Below are 19,391 nucleotides of genomic sequence, written 5' to 3'. Positions count from 1 at the left end.
CGTTTTTTCCTTAGAAAGGAGGTGATCCAGCCGCACCTTCCGATACGGCTACCTTGTTACGACTTCACCCCAATCATCTGTCCCACCTTAGGCGGCTGGCTCCTAAAAGGTTACCTCACCGACTTCGGGTGTTACAAACTCTCGTGGTGTGACGGGCGGTGTGTACAAGGCCCGGGAACGTATTCACCGCGGCGTGCTGATCCGCGATTACTAGCGATTCCGACTTCATGTAGGCGAGTTGCAGCCTACAATCCGAACTGAGATTGGCTTTAAGAGATTTGCTTGCCGTCACCGGCTTGCGACTCGTTGTACCAACCATTGTAGCACGTGTGTAGCCCAGGTCATAAGGGGCATGATGATTTGACGTCATCCCCACCTTCCTCCGGTTTATCACCGGCAGTCTCGCTAGAGTGCCCAACTGAATGATGGCAACTAACAATAGGGGTTGCGCTCGTTGCGGGACTTAACCCAACATCTCACGACACGAGCTGACGACAACCATGCACCACCTGTCACCGATGTTCCGAAGAAACTTTCTATCTCTAGAAATAGCATCGGGATGTCAAGACCTGGTAAGGTTCTTCGCGTTGCTTCGAATTAAACCACATGCTCCACCGCTTGTGCGGGCCCCCGTCAATTCCTTTGAGTTTCAACCTTGCGGTCGTACTCCCCAGGCGGAGTGCTTAATGCGTTAGCTGCGGCACTAAGCCCCGGAAAGGGCCTAACACCTAGCACTCATCGTTTACGGCGTGGACTACCAGGGTATCTAATCCTGTTTGCTCCCCACGCTTTCGAGCCTCAGCGTCAGTTACAGACCAGAGAGCCGCTTTCGCCACCGGTGTTCCTCCATATATCTACGCATTTCACCGCTACACATGGAATTCCACTCTCCCCTTCTGCACTCAAGTTTAACAGTTTCCAAAGCGAACAATGGTTAAGCCACTGCCTTTAACTTCAGACTTATTAAACCGCCTGCGCTCGCTTTACGCCCAATAAATCCGGACAACGCTCGGGACCTACGTATTACCGCGGCTGCTGGCACGTAGTTAGCCGTCCCTTTCTGGTAAGTTACCGTCACTGTGTGAACTTTCCACTCTCACACACGTTCTTCTCTTACAACAGAGCTTTACGATCCGAAAACCTTCTTCACTCACGCGGCGTTGCTCGGTCAGGGTTGCCCCCATTGCCGAAGATTCCCTACTGCTGCCTCCCGTAGGAGTCTGGGCCGTGTCTCAGTCCCAGTGTGGCCGATCACCCTCTCAGGTCGGCTATGTATCGTCGCCTTGGTAGGCCGTTACCCCACCAACTAGCTAATACAACGCAGGTCCATCTACTAGTGATGCAATTGCATCTTTTAAGTCTCTAACATGTGTTAAACACTATTATGCGGTATTAGCTATCGTTTCCAATAGTTATCCCCCACTAATAGGCAGGTTACCTACGCGTTACTCACCCGTTCGCAACTCTTCCAACTCTAGCAAGCTAAAGTCTTCAGCGTTCTACTTGCATGTATTAGGCACGCCGCCAGCGTTCGTCCTGAGCCAGGATCAAACTCTCATTTAATCTTGTTCTCATTCTGTCACTGACAGATTTATTTTCTTAACAGGTCGATTTCTCAACCCGCACGTTTGGTTCGTCTTGTTCAGTTTTCAAAGGTCTTTGTCTCTCGTGAGACAACTTCTATATTCTATCAAATCTGAAATAGCTTGTCAACCACTTTTTTAAAGTTTTTTTCAATTCTGTTTCAAACCGATTTCTGCCGCCCTCTCGGACAACAACTATATTAGTGTATCATCTCAAGCTTACTTTGTCAAGAACTTTTTTAGCTTTTCTGTAAACCTGAAACCTGCTCTCTTGCGATAGCTTATTTAGTATACTAAACTTAGAAAAAACTGTCAACTACTTGTCCGTAAGTTTTTTAGAGTGGCTTGTTGCCTTTTTGGGTAAAATAGAGAATTATGACTAAGGAGCTTATAGAAAGGGTGTAGAGTGGGAAAAGAGAGCAATTAGAGACTAAAATTTAGATATGCAAAAAAGAGAAGGAAACCCTTCTCTTTGTCTTATAATTCTTGTTTATAAACTTCTGCTTCTGCTTCTGTACAAAAAACAAAGTGGCCAGGTGTAATTTCACGCATTTCACGTGGTTGACCATCTAGTTCTGCACTTGGATCGTATTCTTCATGGATACGATTTCTTTCAGATTCTGGGTCTGGTTCTGGAATTGCGGTCAATAAGCTCTTAGTATATGGGTGAATTGGATGATTATAGACATCATCAGATGTTCCAATTTCAAGCATTTTACCCCAGTGCATAACCCCAATACGATCTGAGATGTATTTAACCATTGACAAATCGTGAGCGATAAAGAGATATGTTAACCCCTGTTCTCTTTGAAGTTTTTGCATAAGGTTAACAACTTGAGCTTGGATTGACACGTCAAGGGCTGAAATTGGTTCATCGGCAATGATGAACTTTGGTTCAACAGCAAGAGCACGAGCGATACCAATACGTTGACGTTGTCCACCTGAAAATTCATGTGGATAGCGTGTTGAATGGTCTTTGTTAAGTCCAACTAAAGCAAGTAAATCTTGAACTTTTTGGTCACGTTCTTCTTTACTGTTAACTAATTTATGGATGTCAAGTCCTTCCGCAACAATGTCACGAATTTTCATACGACCATTAAGACTAGCTTGTGGGTCTTGGAAAATCATTTGAGCATTTTTACGGAATTCGTGCAGTTCTTTCCCTTTAAGATGAGAGATAGTTTCACCATCAAAATCAATTTCACCTTTATTAATGTCGTACAATTTCAAAATAGCACGACCAACAGTTGTCTTACCAGAACCTGATTCTCCAACAAGACCGAAAACTTCACCTTCGTAAATATCAAAACTGATATTATCAATAGCTTTTACTTCGTTCTTTTTACCTTCGTTAAAAGTCAATGATACATTTTTAAGTTCAACAAGCTTTTTTCTATTTTCAGTCATCAAGCTTTTCTCCCTTCAAGTTCTTTCCATTTTGCCCAACGTTTTTGAATTGGTAATGGTGGTGTTACTTTAGGTGCACGTTCATCTAACAACCATGTAGCTGCAAAATGCGTATCACTAACTTTAAACATTGGTGGTTCTTCTTCGTAATCAATATCTAAAGCAAACTCGTTACGTGGTGCAAAAGCATCACCTTTTGGTGGATTAAGGAGATCTGGCGGTGTCCCTGGGATAGATTGAAGGCTTCCTGCTTCAGTATCAGTTGTTGGCATTGAATTCAAAAGCCCCCAAGTATATGGATGTTGTGGGTTATAGAATACTTCATCTACTGTTCCATATTCAATAATCTTACCAGCATACATAACAGCAACACGATCAGCCATACCCGCAACAACACCAAGGTCATGTGTGATAAAGACGATTGATGAACCACGTTCTTTTTGAATTTGTTTCATCAAATTCAAAATTTGTGCTTGAATGGTTACGTCCAAGGCTGTTGTAGGTTCATCAGCAATCAAAATATCTGGGTTTGCTGCCAAGGCAATCGCAATAACAGCACGTTGACGCATACCACCTGACCATTGGTGCGGATAATCATTAATATGTTCTTCTGCGTTTGGAATACCGACATTTTTCATGAGTTCCAAAGCACGTTTTAAAGCTTCTTGTTTAGAAACTTTTTCATGAATCATAATTGGTTCAGCAATTTGTTGACCAATTTTCATTGTTGGGTCAAGACTTGTCATAGGGTCTTGGAAAATCATTGCAATTTCATTTCCACGAACCTTAATCCATTCGTCTTCTTTTAATTCTGTTAATTTTTTACCTTTGAAATCGATGTCTCCTGTAACTTCTGCATTTGAAGCTGACAAGCCCATCAACGTTTTTGTTGTTACAGATTTACCTGAACCTGACTCACCAACTATGGCAAGCGTTTCACCTTTTTTTAAGTCAAAGCTGACATCACGAATAGCTTTAATTTCCCCAGCATAGGTATGGAAATCTACACGGAGGTTTTTAACTTGTAAAATTGTTTCTTCAGTCATAGTTTTTCCTCCTAACGATCACCAGATTTTGGATCGAATGCATCACGAAGTCCATCCCCTAATAAGATGAAGGCAAGTGAGATCAATACCAAAGCAAGGGCTGGCAAAATAACTTGATAAGGGTAATATTGTAAATATTCTTGGGCATCAGTAATCAATGAACCAAGTGATGCTGTAGGTGGTTTCACCCCAAGGTTGATAGCTGAAAGAACAGCTTCGTACATGATGGCACTTGGAACTGTCATCATGATTTGAACAATAATAATCCCTGAAATGTTTGGAAGAATATGTTTAAAGGCAATTTTTGGCGCACTTTCACCCAATGAACGAGCTGCAAGGACAAACTCTTGTTCACGATAAGAAAGTGTTAAGTTACGCACTTGACGAGCCATTGAAGTCCAACCGACGATAGCGATTGAAATGATGATTGATGTGACGCCATTACCAAGCAAAAGTCCTAGCATTGTTACAATAACCAAGTTAGGAATTGATGAAATAACTTCAATGATCCGTTGCATAATCATATCGACTTTACCGCCGACATAACCTGAAATTAAACCGTATGTTACACCAATCAAGAGGTCAATCAAAGTAGCTACGATTGCGATAAGAAGGGAAATACGAACACCGACAATAATACGTTTGGCGATACTACGTCCCAAATTATCAGTACCTAAAATGAATTTCGTTCCTTCTGGTACACCTTGGTCAGCATAAACATCTGTTGCTTCCGTATTTCCAGGATAAGTAATTGTACCATTCCAGAATGGAAGATTATCACTAATTTTTGGTGGAAGGTTACGATATGTCGTAACTTCTTTTGTGTTAAATGCATTAGCATCATCACGCGGAACTAAAACGACTGAAATCATTGAAAAGACAATCAAGATAGCCAAGAACCACATTGAAGCGACAGCTAATTTGTTTTTTTTCAAACGACGCCAAGCATCTTGCATGAAAGAAAGAGCAGGCTTTTCGATTTTTTCTTGTGAGCTGGCTGAACCAACGCCAACAAGTTTAAATTCTCTATTTTTTTCTGCCATGTTACTCTCCTTACTGCAAGCGTACACGAGGGTCAACGATGCTTGTTGCAATATCTGTTACCAAAATGGCAACCATCAACATCATTGCATATACAATAGTTGTCCCCATGATTACCGGGTAGTCTTTAGCTGGAATAGATGTGACAAATTGTTGACCAATTCCTGGAATTGAGAAAATTTGTTCAATCAATGCTGAACCTGTCAAAAGGTTTGCTGCCATAGGTCCAACCAAAGTTAATACTGGAATCATTGAGTTACGGTAAGCGTGCTTACGAGTTACTTGACGTTTAGTCAACCCTTTAGCAGTTGCTAATTGGATATAATCTGAACTCAATGTTTCAATCATTTGTCCCCTGAAGAAACGTGTTACTTGAGCAAATACTGGAATTGCCAAGGCAATTGATGGCATGACAGTCTGTGCAAATGTTCCCCAACCAGCAAGTGGGAATAAGTTCCATTTGAAACCAAAAAGTACCAAAAGGAAAAGACCGATAATGAATGAAGGCACAGAAATACCTAATGTTGAGATGATACTAAGGACACCGTCAATCCAGTTATTTTTGTTACGTGCTGAAGCAGCACCAACCAAAATACCAGCAATAAGTCCAATAACAAGAGCTTGAACACCGAGTTGGATAGAAACGCCCAAACGTTGTGAAATCAAGCGTGATACTGGTTGGCTAATTGATTGGTAACTTGTACCAAAGTCACCGTGAAGAACATTCCAAAGATAAGTAAGGTATTGTTGCCATACTGGCTTATCCAAACCATATTGTTTGTTCATTAGAGCAATCATCTCATCAGTTAGTTTTGGGTTATTGTAAGGTGTCCCAGGCATAACTTGCATGAGGAAAAACGACAGGGTAACCACGACCCAGAGTGTTACAAGCAGAATCGCAACACGTTTAAGAATGTATTTTACCATAATATTTCCTTCTCTTTATTGTTTTTGTTGGCAGGAGAAAAAAATTTCCTGTCAACAAAAGCAAGAATTAGTCGCAACCAATTCTTGCCCAATATAGTCACTATTAAAGATTAATCCTCTTTATAAGCGTATGTAAAGTCAACTTGTAATCCAGTAGAATTACGAACAAGTCCCTTGATTGATGGGTTTTGAAGTGATTTTGTACTGCGGAAGTAAAGTGGGTTATAGTGAGCGTTGTTATAAAGCTCTGCTTCCGCTGTCTTATAATCTTCAGCTGCTGCGGCTGGATCTAAAGCGTCTGTTGTAAGAGCTTTTTGGTAAGCAGCATCATATGCAGCATCAGAAATTTGACCATAGTTGTATGAAGATGTTGAAGTAAACAATCCGTAGAAGGTAGAACCTTCTGGATAGTCACCACCCCAAAGTGATACTACAATATCAAAGTTTTGATTCTTAGAATCTTGCAGACGTTGTTTGAAAGTGACGAATTTTTCTTCAATTGTCAAACCTGGTAGAGCATTTTCCCATGTTTGTTTAATATAGTCAACTGCAGCTTTAGCAACAGCATTATCTGAATCAGCTGTGATTGTCAATGTAATTGAGTCAGTACCAAGTTCTGCCAAACCTTCTTTGAAGAGTTTTGCAGCTTTGTCTTCATCATAGCTGTAATCAGCAGCAACATAATCAGACAAGTCAGTTCCGTCAGGCAATGTTTCAAGTCCTGTTGGAACTAAAGCATTAGCTGCCGTAGAACCGGTATCAATAGCTGATTTGACAATACCTTTACGATCAGTTGCTAAGTTAAGTGCTTGACGAATTTTTGTATTTGTCAAAGCTTCTGTTGAACCGGATTCATTGTAAACCATGTAAGCTGTTGTTGCTTCTGGAACATCTACAACATCATCGCGGTTTTTATTAGCGTTATAGATTGCATCTGTTGCTGAAATGCTAGCTGTATCAAGCTCACCGTCTTTATACATTTGTACGGCTGTATCAGCTTTCTTAACAGTTTGAACATTTACTTTTTTAGTTTTAACGTTATCAGCATTCCAATAGTATTTGTTTTTCACAAGTGTGAATGTTCCGCTTGTTCCGTTCCAATCTTCAACAGTATATGGTCCTGAATACAAAGCGTTGTCGGAAGTTGTTCCGTAATCGTCTCCTTTTTCTTCAACAAACTCTTTGCTTTGTGGCATAAAGTTTGCAAATGAAAGAAGACTTTCAAATTGTGGTGATGGGCTAGACAATGTAAAGATGACTTTATTTCCATCAGCTTTAACGCCTAGTTCATCAACACTTTTAGTTCCTGCAATAACTTCTTCAGCATTCAAAACGTGTGCATCTGATACAAGATAAGCATACTCTGAAGCTGTTGATGGATCAACAATACGTTGCCATGTATAAACGAAGTCTTCAGCAGTCAAATCACTACCGTCTGACCATTTTAAATTGTCGCGTAATGTTGCTGTATATGTCAAACCATCATCAGATACCTCAACGCTTTCAGCTAAGTCAGGTTGTAAATTACCATCTTCGTCACGGCGAAGAAGGTTGCTTCCTGAGTTACCGATAGCGATTGATGAATAAGTATCTGTAACTTTTGAAATATCCAAAGTGCTAATTTCTGTTGGTGTATACCAATTAATTTCATCACTGCTTGAAGACGACGATGAACTGCTACCTCCACAAGCTGCCAAAACAGCTGCAGAAACTAGCGTAACCGCCCCAAAGCCAATGCGTTTCCATGTTTTACTTTTTAATAACACGTGACGCCCCTCCTGGTGTTTTCTCTAAATTATATTATTTGACAAATAGAATTATATCATAAACTTTTCTTAAAGAAAATACTTTTGTCAGAATTTTTTGTCAGATTATCTAACATGGTAATTATATGGTATAATCATAATGATTAATTTTTTACAAAGGATGGAACTTCTAATGAAGAAGATTTTCGCGTTTTTTGCAATTTTTCTGACTTTTCTTGCAGTAGCAAGCAAAGTTAGCGCAGATGATGATTTTGATGTAGCTGCCGAACACGCTATTGCTGTTGAAGCTACCACAGGAAAAGTTTTATATGAAAAAGATGCAACCACACCTGACGGCATTGCATCTATAACTAAGATTTTAACTGTTTACTTAGTTTATAAAGCTATTGATGAAGGAAAACTTTCTTGGGATACCAAAGTTTCTATTTCAGATTATGCTTATGATTTAACAGCGAATTCTGATGCTAGTAATGTTCCTATGGAAGCACGCGAATATACGGTTGAACAACTTGTAAATGCAGCAATGGTTGCTAGTGCAAACAGCGCAGCCATTGCCCTTGCGGAACAAATCGGCGGTACTGAAAGTAAATTTGTCGATATGATGAAAGCACAACTGAAAGAATGGGGCATCACAGACGCCACAATCGTCAATGCTTCTGGTCTTAATAATAGCTATCTTGGTGACAATATCTACCCAGGTTCAAGTTCGACCGATGAAAATATGATGAGTGCTCGAGATGTTGCTATTATCGCTCAACACTTAATCACTGAATATCCTGATATTTTAAAAATCACAAGTCAAACAACTGCTGACTTTGATGGCACTACTATGAATACCTACAACTATATGTTAGAAGGTATGCTATATGAACGATCAGGGGTTGACGGTCTTAAAACAGGTACGACAGAATTAGCTGGCGCTTCTTTTGTGGCTACTTCAACTGAAAATGGTATGCGTATTATTTCTGTTGTTATGAATGCAGATGGTTGGGAAGATGATGAATACGCTCGTTTTGAAGCAATAAATGACTTGCTAGATTATGTCAAATCAAACTATGAAATGGTGACACTTGTTAAGGCAGGGAAATCTTACCAAAGTAGTAAAGCTACGGTTAATGACGGTAAAGCAAAATCAGTTGCTGCTGTCGCTTCTGAAGATTTAAAAGTTGTCCGTCGTATTAATACTGATGTTTCTGCTTATTTTTCAACTAATGCAGACGGCTATGATGCTCCTATTACTAAAGGGCAAAAAGTTGGAACCATTACTTATAATGACACCCAAATTGTAGGAACAGGTTATCTTGATTCTGAACCAAGTGTAACTGCAGTTGCTAAGACAGATGTTGATAGAAGTATTTTCTTCAAGGTATGGTGGAATCACTTCGTCACTTTTGTTAATGAAAAACTTTAATTTTCATATATAAAAGAGGCAAGCCTTTGGCTTGTCTCTTTTAGTCTATTACCCAACAGAACCTTCCATTTCATAACTAATCAACCGATTAAGTTCAACGGCGTATTCCATTGGTAATTCTTTTGTGAACGGTTCAACAAATCCCATAACAATCATCTCTGTTGCTTCTTGTTCTGAAAGCCCTCGGCTCATAAGATAATAAAGTTGTTCTTCTGAGATTTTTGAAACTTTAGCTTCATGCTCAAGTGCAACTTGTGAATTGTGAATTTCGTTGAAAGGAATGGTATCTGAACGTGAAATATCATCCATGATAATGGTATCACATTCAATATGACTAACTGATTTTTTAGATTCCTTATTGAAAGTCACTTGACCACGATAGTCAACTTTTCCGCCACCTTTGGCAATGGACTTTGAAACAATCGAAGATGAGGTGTGTGGTGCATTGTGAATCATTTTTGCACCTGTGTCTTGGTGTTGCCCTTTATTAGCAAAAGCAATTGACAACATTGTGCCGCGCGCACCTTCGCCGTCAAGGTAAACAGATGGGTATTTCATGGTTGTTTTCGCACCAAGGTTACCGTCAATCCATTCAACAGTTGCATTTTTCTTAGCTGTGGCACGTTTTGTTACCAAGTTATACACGTTGTCTGACCAGTTTTGAATCGTTGAATAACGCATATAACTGCCTTCAAGTGCAAAAATTTCAACGATAGCAGCATGCAGACTTGCTGATGAATAATTTGGTGCGGTACATCCTTCGACATAATGAACGCTTGCCCCCTCATCAACGATAATCAATGTTCGTTCGAATTGCCCTGTTGCTTCATTGTTAATACGGAAATAAGTTTGCAAAGGAATATCGACCTTAACCCCTTTTGGCACGTAGATGAATGTCCCACCTGACCAAAACGCTGAATTCAAAGCTGCTAATTTGTTATCCGTTGGCGGAACTAGTTTGGCAAAATATTTTTTGAAGAGATCAGGATACTCTTTCAAAGCAGAATCCGTATCGGTAAAAATAATTCCTAACTTATCATACTCATCTTTCATGTTATGATAAACAACTTCTGATTCGTACTGAGCTGATGCTCCTGCAAGGTAGGCACGTTCAGCTTCAGGAATTCCGATACGTTCAAATGTTTCTTTAATTTTATCTGGAACATCGTCCCATGAACGTGCTGGTCTGTCAGAAGCCTTTTGATAATAATTAATCTCATCAAAATTAATATCTGATAAATCAGGTCCCCAATCTTGCATTGGCATTTTATTGAAAATTTCCAATGATTTCAAGCGGAACTCAAGCATCCATTCTGGTTCGCCTTTTGCTGCTGACATTTCACGAACAACAGCTTCGCTGATTCCTTTTCCTGTCGAAAAAATAGGCGTTACATCGTCATGAAAACCAAATTTATAATCACCGATATCAATTGGCTTTGGGGTTACTTTTTCATTTTTTTCAGACATCTAGTTACCTTTCTAATCCTTACTATCGTTTTCAATAGCTTTTTTCAGAGCATTCCAAGCAAGTGTTGAACACTTGATTCGCTGTGGAAATTTTGAAACCCCTGATAAAAAACTAGCTTCGCCTAGTCTTTTTTGAGCGTCATCTTTCTCACCTTGAACCATTTTAGAAAAAATCTCAGCCAGTTCAAGTGCTTCTTCTTTTGTTTTACCGATAACGGCATCTGTCATCATGCTTGATGAAGCTGTCGAAATGGTACAACCATCACCTGCAAAAGCGATATCCGAAATGCGGTCACCGTCAAACTTCACTGATAAAGAAATCATATCGCCACAAGTTGGATTGTTAAGATTGACTTGGTCCACATCTTCTAATTTTCCATGATGATGTGGACTTTTGGAGTGGTCAGAAACTACCGCCATATAAAGACTATCTAATCTAGAAAGTGCCATTGAAGAACTCCTTTGTTTTAAGAATTGCTTCTACCAGTTTATCACAATCTTCTTTCGTATTATAGATATAAAAACTTGCACGCACCGCTGAATGAATACCAAGATAAGTAATCAATGGTTGTGCACAATGGTGTCCTGCACGCACAGCGACACCTTCATAATCTACTGCCGTTGCCACATCGTGTGGGTGTAAGCCATCTAAGTTAAAGGCAATTACTCCCATATGTTGATTTGGGTCTTGTGGTCCGTAAACCGTCAAACCATCAATAACTTGCAATTTCGGAAGGACGTAATTTACTAATTCTTGTTCGTGAGCATGTACGGCGTCCATACCAATATTGGTTAAGTAATCAATAGCAGCTCCCAAAGTAATAGCTCCCGCAATATTGGGTGTTCCTGCTTCAAACTTCCATGGTAATTCTTTCCATGTTGCCTCTTGTTCATAGACAAAATCAATCATTTCGCCACCAAATTCGACTGGTGACATTTGATTAAGCAATTCTTCTTTACCATAAAGGACACCAATACCCGTTGGTCCTAGCATTTTATGTCCCGAAAAAGCAAAGAAATCGCAGTCCAAATCTTGAACATCAATGATCATGTGAGGTGCTGATTGCGCACCATCAACAACCATATATGCCCCAACTCGGTGAGCTAGCTCTGCTATTTTTTTGACAGGTTGAATTGAACCAAGGACATTTGAAACGTGGGCAACACTAACAAATTTTGTTTTGGGTGACAATTTGCTTTGCAAGTCTGCCATGTCAAGTTGTCCGTCTTTGAGGTAAGCGTAAACTAATTTTGCTCCCGTTTTACGGCAAGCTTCTTGCCATGGAATGACATTAGAATGGTGTTCCATGATTGAAATGAGAACTTCATCGTCTTTTTGGAGCACTTCTTCTGCAAAACGTGCTACCCAGTTCAGTCCAGTTGTAGTGCCTCGTGTGAAAAGAATTTCTTTTGTTGACTTGGCATTAATAAATTGGCGTGCCTTTTCACGACTATCTTCGTAAGCAGCCGTTGCACGTTCAGCCAAAGTATGAACACCACGGTGAACATTGGCATTTGTCTTATGGTAATAATCGTTAAGTGTATCAAGAACTTGTTGTGGTTTCTGTGTTGTTGCCGCATTGTCAAGGTAAACTAATGGTTCATCATTGATAATTTGGTCAAGAATAGGAAAGTCTTGATAAATGTTATGAGCATCTAATGCTGACATTCTAACGATTCTCCAATTTACGGTCTAATACCGCAATCATTTCATCACGGACTTCCTTTACAGGAATTTCCGTAATAACAGCACCCAAGAAACCACGAATAACCAAGCGCTCTGCTGTATCCTTATCAAGTCCACGACTCATCAAATAATACATATCTTCTGGGTCAACTTGTCCAATTGAAGCCGCATGACCTGCCGTTACATCATTTTCATCAATTAACAAAATCGGATTGGCGTCAGAACGTGCTTTATCAGAAAGCATTAAAACGCGGCTTTCTTGTTGCGCATCTGCTCCTTTTGCTCCCTTGATAATATGTCCAATACCGTTAAATGTCAGTGTCCCACGTTCTAAAATAACACCATGTTGTAAAATGTGACCAATTGAATTGCAACCGTAGTTTGTCACACGTGTATCCACGCCTTGGACTTGACGTCCTGATGATGCAGCAACAACTTTAAGATTGGCATGGCTACCATTCCCATACAAATCTGAATCAAAATCAGCGATAACATTGCCTTCATTCATGACACCGAGTGCCCAATCGACACTAGCATCTTTACCGTGGCGAGCACGACGACTAATGTATGTTGTGACATTCTCACCCAGACGGTCAATAGCTGAAAATTTCACTTGGCTATCATCAAGCGCAATAACCTCAACACTGATATTCGCTGTTGCTTGAGCATCACCCTCTCCAATTGTTTCAAAGCGTTCCAAATAATTAATGCGACTATTTCGTCCTGCAATGATTAAAATATGCTTGTTAAACGGCACATCACTAGCTTTATCTTGATAAAATAAGCCTTCGATTGGCTCTTCAATCTCAATATTATCAGGAACGTAAAGAACAGCTGCGCTATTAAAATAAGCGGTATGATAAGCAGCTAACTTATCTTCCTTAAAATCACGCGCTGCTCCAAAATACTTTTCAATAATATCAGGAATTTCCTCCAAAGCTGTATAAAAATCGGTGAAAATAACACCTTTATTAATCAAATCAGTTGGTAATTGTTCTAAAACGGTTTGTGTACCAACTTGAACAAGTTTTGGATTGTCTCCAAGTGCTGTGAAATCAGGGACATTAGCAAGTGCTTGGTCCTCTGAAATCGTCCCATCACCTAAGTTCCAGCGGTGAAATTTAACACGGTTGATTTCAGGTAATGGCAATTTATCTATATTATCAAAGGCAGTCAAACGACGTTCTTGTAGCCATAAAGGTTCTGCCTTTGTTTGTGAAAAATTTAGGATAGATTCTTTCGTCATAATTTGATGTTTACTCCTTTTCATAGTCATCATACGAGTATCGTCTGCCAAAAGCAGACTTTGACATCATCAATTACACTTCTTCTTCGTATTTTAGTCCAAGTTCTTCTGCAATTTTTGCATAACCTTCTTTTTCAAGACGGGCAGCAAGTTCAGCATCACCTGAAAGAACAACACGTCCATCCATCATAATATGCACCACATCTGGTGTAATATAGTTGAGAAGTCGTTGATAGTGGGTGATAATCATAGCTCCAAAATTATCGCCACGCATAGCGTTAATACCTTTTGAAACAATTTTAAGAGCATCAATATCAAGTCCTGAATCAATTTCGTCAAGAAGTGCAAATTTAGGTTCGAGCATTAGCAGTTGAAGAATTTCATTACGTTTTTTCTCACCACCTGAGAAACCTTCGTTAAGGTAACGTTCTGCCATTTCTTCTTTCATGCCAAGAAATTCCATTTTTTCATCCAGTTTTGTGATGAAATCTATAACTGAAATTTTATCGTCATCTTCTTTTCCAGCATTCATAGCTGCACGGATAAATTCAGCATTGGTGATTCCTGGGATTTCAGATGGGTATTGCATAGCAAGAAAAAGCCCGAGACGTGCACGTTCGTCAACTTCGAGTTCAAGGATATTTTCACCGTCAAGCAAAATTTCCCCTTGAGTAACCTCATAATTTGGATTTCCCATAATAGCTGCTGATAAAGTTGATTTACCAGTACCATTAGGTCCCATAATCGCAGCAATCTCACCAGTCTTAAGGGTTAGATTGACACCTTTTAAAATTTCTTTATCTTCAATAGAAACATGAAGATCTTTTATTTCAAGTACAGACATGTGTACATTCCTCCAATTAATCAAATACGACAGTAACTTTTTTCTGAAAATTACCGCAGTTCTATAGGGTTACTAATCATTATATCAAAAAAAGCCATAATAGGCTTTTCAATCACTTATTATTTTTGCGATTTTTCCATTTTAGCATGGTTGCTTGGCGATAATCGCTATTTCCGATAAATTTAAGCGTATCAAAGAGTGGTGTACGTCCTACTCCCCAAATTTTTAGCCCTTCAATAAAGACTTCTAAAGCAAAGACAACACCAACCATTAGAAACACACCACCAAGACGGCTAGAAACATTTAGCAACAAGGCGATAAGTGAAAAGAGAATGGCAATACCATAAACCACTAAAACCGCTCCACGATGCGTGAATCCCATTGCCAAAAGGCGGTGATGCAAGTGCATTTTGTCTGCTTCCGTCGCTGGGCGCCCTGACAATTTACGGCGAATAATCGCCACAGTAGTATCTAGTATTGGCACACCAAGGATGATAACAGGCGTTACCACAGCAACAGCTGTTGAATTTTTCAACCCTTGCAATGATAAAACACCAATCATAAACCCTATAAACAGGGCACCTGTATCTCCCAAATAAATAATCGCAGGATTGTAATTATAAGGGAAGAAACCTGCAATACAAGCAATCAAGAGTAAGATTGTCAACGTTAGGTAAAAATCAGTTTGCGGTAAAAAGAAATACGAAACCAAAGCCATTGTAACAAGGCTAATGATTGATACGCCACTAACCAAACCATCTAAACCGTCAATCAAATTCATTGCATTGGTAATCGAAATAATCCAAAAGACGGTTAAAAAGAAAGTAATCACTGAATTAAATTCGAGCAAGGGACCGCCAAATGGTATTTTAAAACTATCAAAGCGGAAATCTGTAAATGCCCAGACAACAACAGCTCCAAGAATAATGCCTGTCATTTTTGTCTTAGGTTTCAATTCGTAAATATCATCAATAAAACCAGTCGTTGTGATAATTAATCCACCAATAACAACTGGCAAAATATAATCAAAATAAGATATTGTCCATATCGGCTCTTTCAAAACCCTTGGCATTAGAATTAAGGCTGAAATTAAGAAAGAGATAAAAATCGCTAATCCACCACTACTTGGCATAGGTACTTCGTTGACACGTCTAGCATTTGGATTATCAACAGCTCCAACACGAAATGCAATAAAACGAACAATCGGTGTCAAAAATAATGACAGTAAGAAAGCGCCGATTAAAACAAGAACATATTCAATTGTAAAAGGGGCCATATTATATCAACTCAATCATTTTTAATTTTGTAACAGCGTCATCTGCTAACATTTCAACACCGTGCTCTTGCAAATAAGCACGCGTTTTTGTACCTGCGCTAGCATATTCCAACAAACGAGCATACATCAAATTCGCATAGTAAGACGGATGATTTTGCAAATCAAGTAAAATGGTCATGTGGTAAAGACCACCATCTTTGTAGAGTTCTGATGCTTCAACTGGAAAATCAATTGCTTTAGCAAAAGATACGACAGCTTCAAGTGTTGGAAAATCAAGGACATAATGAACATAATCAGATGGATTAATATCCTCTTCTGTTGGCTCTGCTTGAACTTGTTCTGTGAGAACATCCTCAACAGCACCTTCCATCATTTCTTCAATTTTTCCTAATTTTTCATGCGCCTCAGTATCACCTTTAGAAATCATTGTTTGTTCCAATGTTTTGAAAAATTCCTCAGGTGACATGTTTGACACGTCGTCGAATGCAGCTAAATCTTCAAAGTTAATTTCTTTATTAATTTCAGATTTTGTAACAAAGACATCAATACGGTCTTTTCTTGGCGTTACACGAAAGCTAAGCATTCCACTATCTTTGAAATTATCTGGTAAATCTAATTCGTCCATTATTGAGTAGAAGAACTCTTCTGTCTTTTCTTGTGGAATCAAAAAGTCTTTCAACTCCATGCCACGTTCTTCTAGATCTTCCATACTAATCGTTATTTTTAGCGTTGTCTCGCTAATCTGTTTCATTTCCATACTAATTACCTCGCACGAGTAGTTATTTTATTATACAAGAAAAGTCGGAATTTTTCAATTTTTACGCTATAAAAGCAGCCCTTGAGAGGCTGCTTAGTTATTAAAATATAGCTTTCAAGATACTATACACAATAAGAATCGAACCTAAAACGATACGATATTTACCAAAAATAGTGAAATCATGTTTTTTAACATAGTCAGTCAAAAAGCGGATAACGTAAAGGCTGACAAGGAATGCTGTTACACTAGCAACCATTAAAATTAAAAATTGACTGAAACTAAGAACATTTCCATCTAAGAAGAACTTAACCGCCTTCAAACCACTATAACCAAACATTGTTGGGATAGCGAGAAAGAAAGTAAAATCAGCAGCAACTGAACGACTTGTTCCCACAATAATTGCCCCTAGAATTGTAGCACCTGAACGACTTGTCCCTGGAATAATACTAAGAACTTGGAAGCAACCAATCCAAAAAGCGGTTAAATAAGGCATACGAGCAAGTTCAGTAACCTGCGGTTCAACATTAGCATTGCGTTTTTCAATCCAGATAAAAGCAATCCCATAAACAATCAAAGCAATGGCGATTGGAACCATGTAATTAAAATGTGCGTTAAACCAATCATCAAGCGGCAACGCAATCAAAATTGATGGAATACAAGCAATCACAACTTTTAACCATAATTGCCATGTTAATTGGACTTCACGCGCTGTTTTACCAGGTTGAAATGGGTTTAAACGTTTAAAGTAAATTACGATAACAGCCAAGATTGCCCCCAATTGGATAACAATATTGAACATATCCAAAAACGCTTTGCTTTGGTTCAAACTGATAAACTCTTGAACCAAAATCAAGTGCCCTGTACTTGAAACAGGCAACCACTCTGTAATTCCCTCAACTATCCCCAAAAAGATAGCCTTCAGTAGTTCGAAAAATAACATAAGTTCTCCTTAAATTTATATCTCTTCAATTATAGCAGATTTGAAGCGTTTTTAAAACGCTCCTCCTCCACCTCCGCCTCCGCCGCCAGAGAATCCTCCTCCGCCGCCAGAGCCAGAGCTATCAGAAGAAACTGAAAAATGAGCAGCCGAATCCGCATTGTGACTAGCTAAACCTAGCTGATGCGTACGCATACCAATCATATACCCCACTTCTTGATTGGTTAAAATAACCGATTCATTTGCAAATTTAATATCATTGAAATCAAGGTATTTTTGCACCTGTTTAGCATAACCAAACAAAGTTGCATAAACCAAAATGCGATTCCAAACAACGACACCTTGAATATCGACTTTATCAAATTTATTGATGTCCCGCATCATATTAGTAAAGCTAACCCATGCTTGGACACGCTGTTGCCCCTCAGCAGTTAACGTTCCATGTTCTGCAGAATATTGCACTTTTTTACTAATATAGAACATCACAAAAATCACAATTGCCAAAATTAATCCATACAGAAAAGCAATCGAATGTTCTTGAATAAATGAATAAAGTCCTCCTAAGACAACTATAATCATGGCAACTAGCAACAGTTTACGTGCTATTGAAATAGACGTCTTGGTCTCCTCAGATAATTTTTGGCGAATAATTGGTAATTTTTGATGTGTGATCTCTTTTTTTACCAACTTATTTATTTTATTCAATTTAGCATTATATCGGCAGTTGAAATCATTTCCAAGCTTATTCAACTTACTTTCTAACGTTTTACCTTTATACTGTTTTTTACACTTCTTCACTAAAGCATCATCGAAATAGTAATTAGCAAAGAGATTATCAATAGTTATTTTCTCTTTTCCACCAAATGCCATATCAATCACTTTAGCTTCATAATCCGTTATCGACATATCAAGATGACAGACCAACTCCTTATCATCAACACTAATAACCTTACGGTCAATCAAATCAAGCAAAGTTGCTTGTATAGCTGTTTCAAAATTAAATTTTTGTGAGATTGAACTCCCCTTAGTATCCAAATATTGTAAATCCACATCATAAATGTATTTTAAAACTAAAAGGGGTGACCAGTCCTCTGGCGCTTCGTAAGAACGTATTTTTTTGTCAAAACGTTCATATTGCTTAGCTAGTCTGATTGCTTTAAAAGATACCACTAAAGCGCCTAATATTAGAAGAATAGCAGTTGCTGGTAAAATATCAAATAATAAAACCTGTAAGATCCGACTTCTACGAGTAATTTTAGCTTCTTGTTCCAAAATGGTTGATTTCTGATTTTTAGGTAATAAACTAACATTTTCAAAAATTGAATGGTCCCAATAAGCGTGTAACTCCAATTTACCACTAACATTTTTAGCTGAAATCTGATAGCCATTCGACGTTTTGGTAACTGTTGTTGAATTCAGATAACCTGTATGTGCCCACAATTGACGATTGGAGGTTGACTTATCCGTGTTTACTGTAAAATTCACATTTCGTAATGTTTCATCCCAATCACTGATTGGCACCCAGTTTAGTTCAGCAACATCTAAATACGGAAATAATAATTGTGATAATTGCCAGTGGACAGTAACCACGACAGTATCACCGCTCGAACCAGAATTATAAATTTTTACTTCGTAACCATCACCAAGATTAGAAATGCTAGTATTAACTTCTCTGCTAGTTCCATTAACTTCTACCGAAACTTCAGGTTGACTATTTACCGAAAAACCATCTGGCATATTACCAGCTTCTCCCAATGTTACAATTTGCCCATTATAAGACGAATCAAACTGATACGTAATCGTCTGAATAAAGTCAGCTGAATTATCGTCATGTATTGTTAAGACACCGTCATAATGGCTAATACTGTAGTCAACATCAGCATTAACCTGAACAGACAATCCCAAAAATGTAACAATAGCAAGCAAAAATAATGTTAATTTTTTCATCATCTCCTACCCCTTTCCTCTCCCCTTATTTTACCATATTTCATTGTAT

General features: G+C 38.7%; 15 protein-coding genes and 1 rRNA gene. 1 reads left to right on the top strand and 15 read right to left on the bottom strand.

The window, feature by feature from the left end; all coding sequences use genetic code 11:
- Nucleotides 1-14 precede the first annotated feature (14 nt).
- The 6 genes from SMA_RS01985 to SMA_RS01960 form a co-directional block, all read right to left on the bottom strand.
- A 16S ribosomal RNA gene (locus SMA_RS01985) occupies nt 15-1,563 on the bottom strand.
- Nucleotides 1,564-2,060: 497 nt separating this feature from the next.
- Nucleotides 2,061-2,990, bottom strand: a complete 930-nt coding sequence (locus SMA_RS01980) for an ABC transporter ATP-binding protein (RefSeq protein WP_014293979.1) — start codon at nt 2,988-2,990, stop codon at nt 2,061-2,063.
- Nucleotides 2,990-4,036, bottom strand: coding sequence for an ABC transporter ATP-binding protein (locus SMA_RS01975; protein ID WP_014293978.1), 1,047 nt, complete (start codon nt 4,034-4,036; stop codon nt 2,990-2,992). Before SMA_RS01975 ends, SMA_RS01980 begins: the two co-directional genes overlap by 1 nt.
- An 11-nt stretch (nt 4,037-4,047) precedes the next feature.
- Nucleotides 4,048-5,079: an ABC transporter permease gene (locus tag SMA_RS01970; RefSeq protein ID WP_014293977.1), complete on the bottom strand. Its 1,032-nt coding sequence runs from the start codon at nt 5,077-5,079 to the stop codon at nt 4,048-4,050.
- Between the two features lie 10 nt (nt 5,080-5,089).
- The gene (locus SMA_RS01965; RefSeq protein ID WP_014293976.1) at nt 5,090-6,004 is read right to left on the bottom strand and encodes an ABC transporter permease; all 915 of its coding nucleotides are present in this window, start codon (nt 6,002-6,004) and stop codon (nt 5,090-5,092) included.
- A 110-nt stretch (nt 6,005-6,114) separates the two neighbouring features.
- Nucleotides 6,115-7,770 (bottom strand): peptide ABC transporter substrate-binding protein, encoded by a 1,656-nt coding sequence (locus tag SMA_RS01960; protein WP_014293975.1) that lies wholly within the window; start codon nt 7,768-7,770, stop codon nt 6,115-6,117.
- A 172-nt stretch (nt 7,771-7,942) separates the two neighbouring features.
- Between SMA_RS01960 and pbp3 the strand changes: the two genes are divergently transcribed.
- Nucleotides 7,943-9,181, top strand: a complete 1,239-nt coding sequence (pbp3, locus tag SMA_RS01955; RefSeq protein WP_014293974.1) for a D-alanyl-D-alanine carboxypeptidase PBP3 — start codon at nt 7,943-7,945, stop codon at nt 9,179-9,181.
- A 48-nt stretch (nt 9,182-9,229) separates the two neighbouring features.
- Here pbp3 and sufB read toward each other — a convergent pair whose 3' ends face one another.
- The 9 genes from sufB to SMA_RS01910 form a co-directional block, all read right to left on the bottom strand.
- On the bottom strand, nt 9,230-10,648 hold the full coding sequence (gene sufB / locus SMA_RS01950; protein ID WP_014293973.1) for a Fe-S cluster assembly protein SufB: 1,419 nt from the start codon (nt 10,646-10,648) through the stop codon (nt 9,230-9,232).
- 12 nt (nt 10,649-10,660) lie between these two features.
- Entirely contained in the window at nt 10,661-11,098 is a 438-nt protein-coding gene (sufU, locus tag SMA_RS01945) for a Fe-S cluster assembly sulfur transfer protein SufU (protein ID WP_014293972.1), read from the bottom strand.
- A complete protein-coding gene (locus tag SMA_RS01940) occupies nt 11,085-12,317 on the bottom strand; it encodes a cysteine desulfurase (RefSeq protein ID WP_014293971.1) in 1,233 nt (410 codons plus the stop codon). The genes sufU and SMA_RS01940 overlap by 14 nt, the downstream gene beginning before the upstream one ends.
- Nucleotide 12,318: 1 nt before the next feature.
- Nucleotides 12,319-13,581 carry a Fe-S cluster assembly protein SufD gene (gene sufD, locus SMA_RS01935; RefSeq protein ID WP_014293970.1) on the bottom strand — a complete coding sequence of 421 codons (1,263 nt, stop codon included), beginning with the start codon at nt 13,579-13,581 and terminating at the stop codon, nt 12,319-12,321.
- A gap of 73 nt (nt 13,582-13,654) precedes the next feature.
- Complete coding sequence (gene sufC, locus SMA_RS01930; protein WP_014293969.1) at nt 13,655-14,425, bottom strand: Fe-S cluster assembly ATPase SufC; 771 nt, start codon at nt 14,423-14,425, stop codon at nt 13,655-13,657.
- A gap of 112 nt (nt 14,426-14,537) precedes the next feature.
- Nucleotides 14,538-15,701, bottom strand: a complete 1,164-nt coding sequence (locus SMA_RS01925; RefSeq protein WP_014293968.1) for a glycosyltransferase family 4 protein — start codon at nt 15,699-15,701, stop codon at nt 14,538-14,540.
- A gap of 1 nt (nt 15,702) precedes the next feature.
- Entirely contained in the window at nt 15,703-16,458 is a 756-nt protein-coding gene (gene mecA / locus SMA_RS01920) for an adaptor protein MecA (protein ID WP_014293967.1), read from the bottom strand.
- A 100-nt stretch (nt 16,459-16,558) separates the two neighbouring features.
- Nucleotides 16,559-17,398 (bottom strand): undecaprenyl-diphosphate phosphatase, encoded by an 840-nt coding sequence (locus SMA_RS01915; RefSeq protein ID WP_014293966.1) that lies wholly within the window; start codon nt 17,396-17,398, stop codon nt 16,559-16,561.
- Between the two features lie 51 nt (nt 17,399-17,449).
- Nucleotides 17,450-19,345 (bottom strand): DUF2207 domain-containing protein, encoded by a 1,896-nt coding sequence (locus SMA_RS01910; RefSeq protein ID WP_048816335.1) that lies wholly within the window; start codon nt 19,343-19,345, stop codon nt 17,450-17,452.
- Between the last annotated feature and the right edge of the window lie 46 nt (nt 19,346-19,391).

Origin of the sequence: Streptococcus macedonicus ACA-DC 198, from assembly GCA_000283635.1 — a bacterium.
Classification (GTDB): Bacteria; Bacillota; Bacilli; order Lactobacillales; family Streptococcaceae; genus Streptococcus; species Streptococcus macedonicus.
Note: the sequence above shows the minus strand (reverse complement) of the source record. Positions and strands in the feature narration are given on the sequence as shown.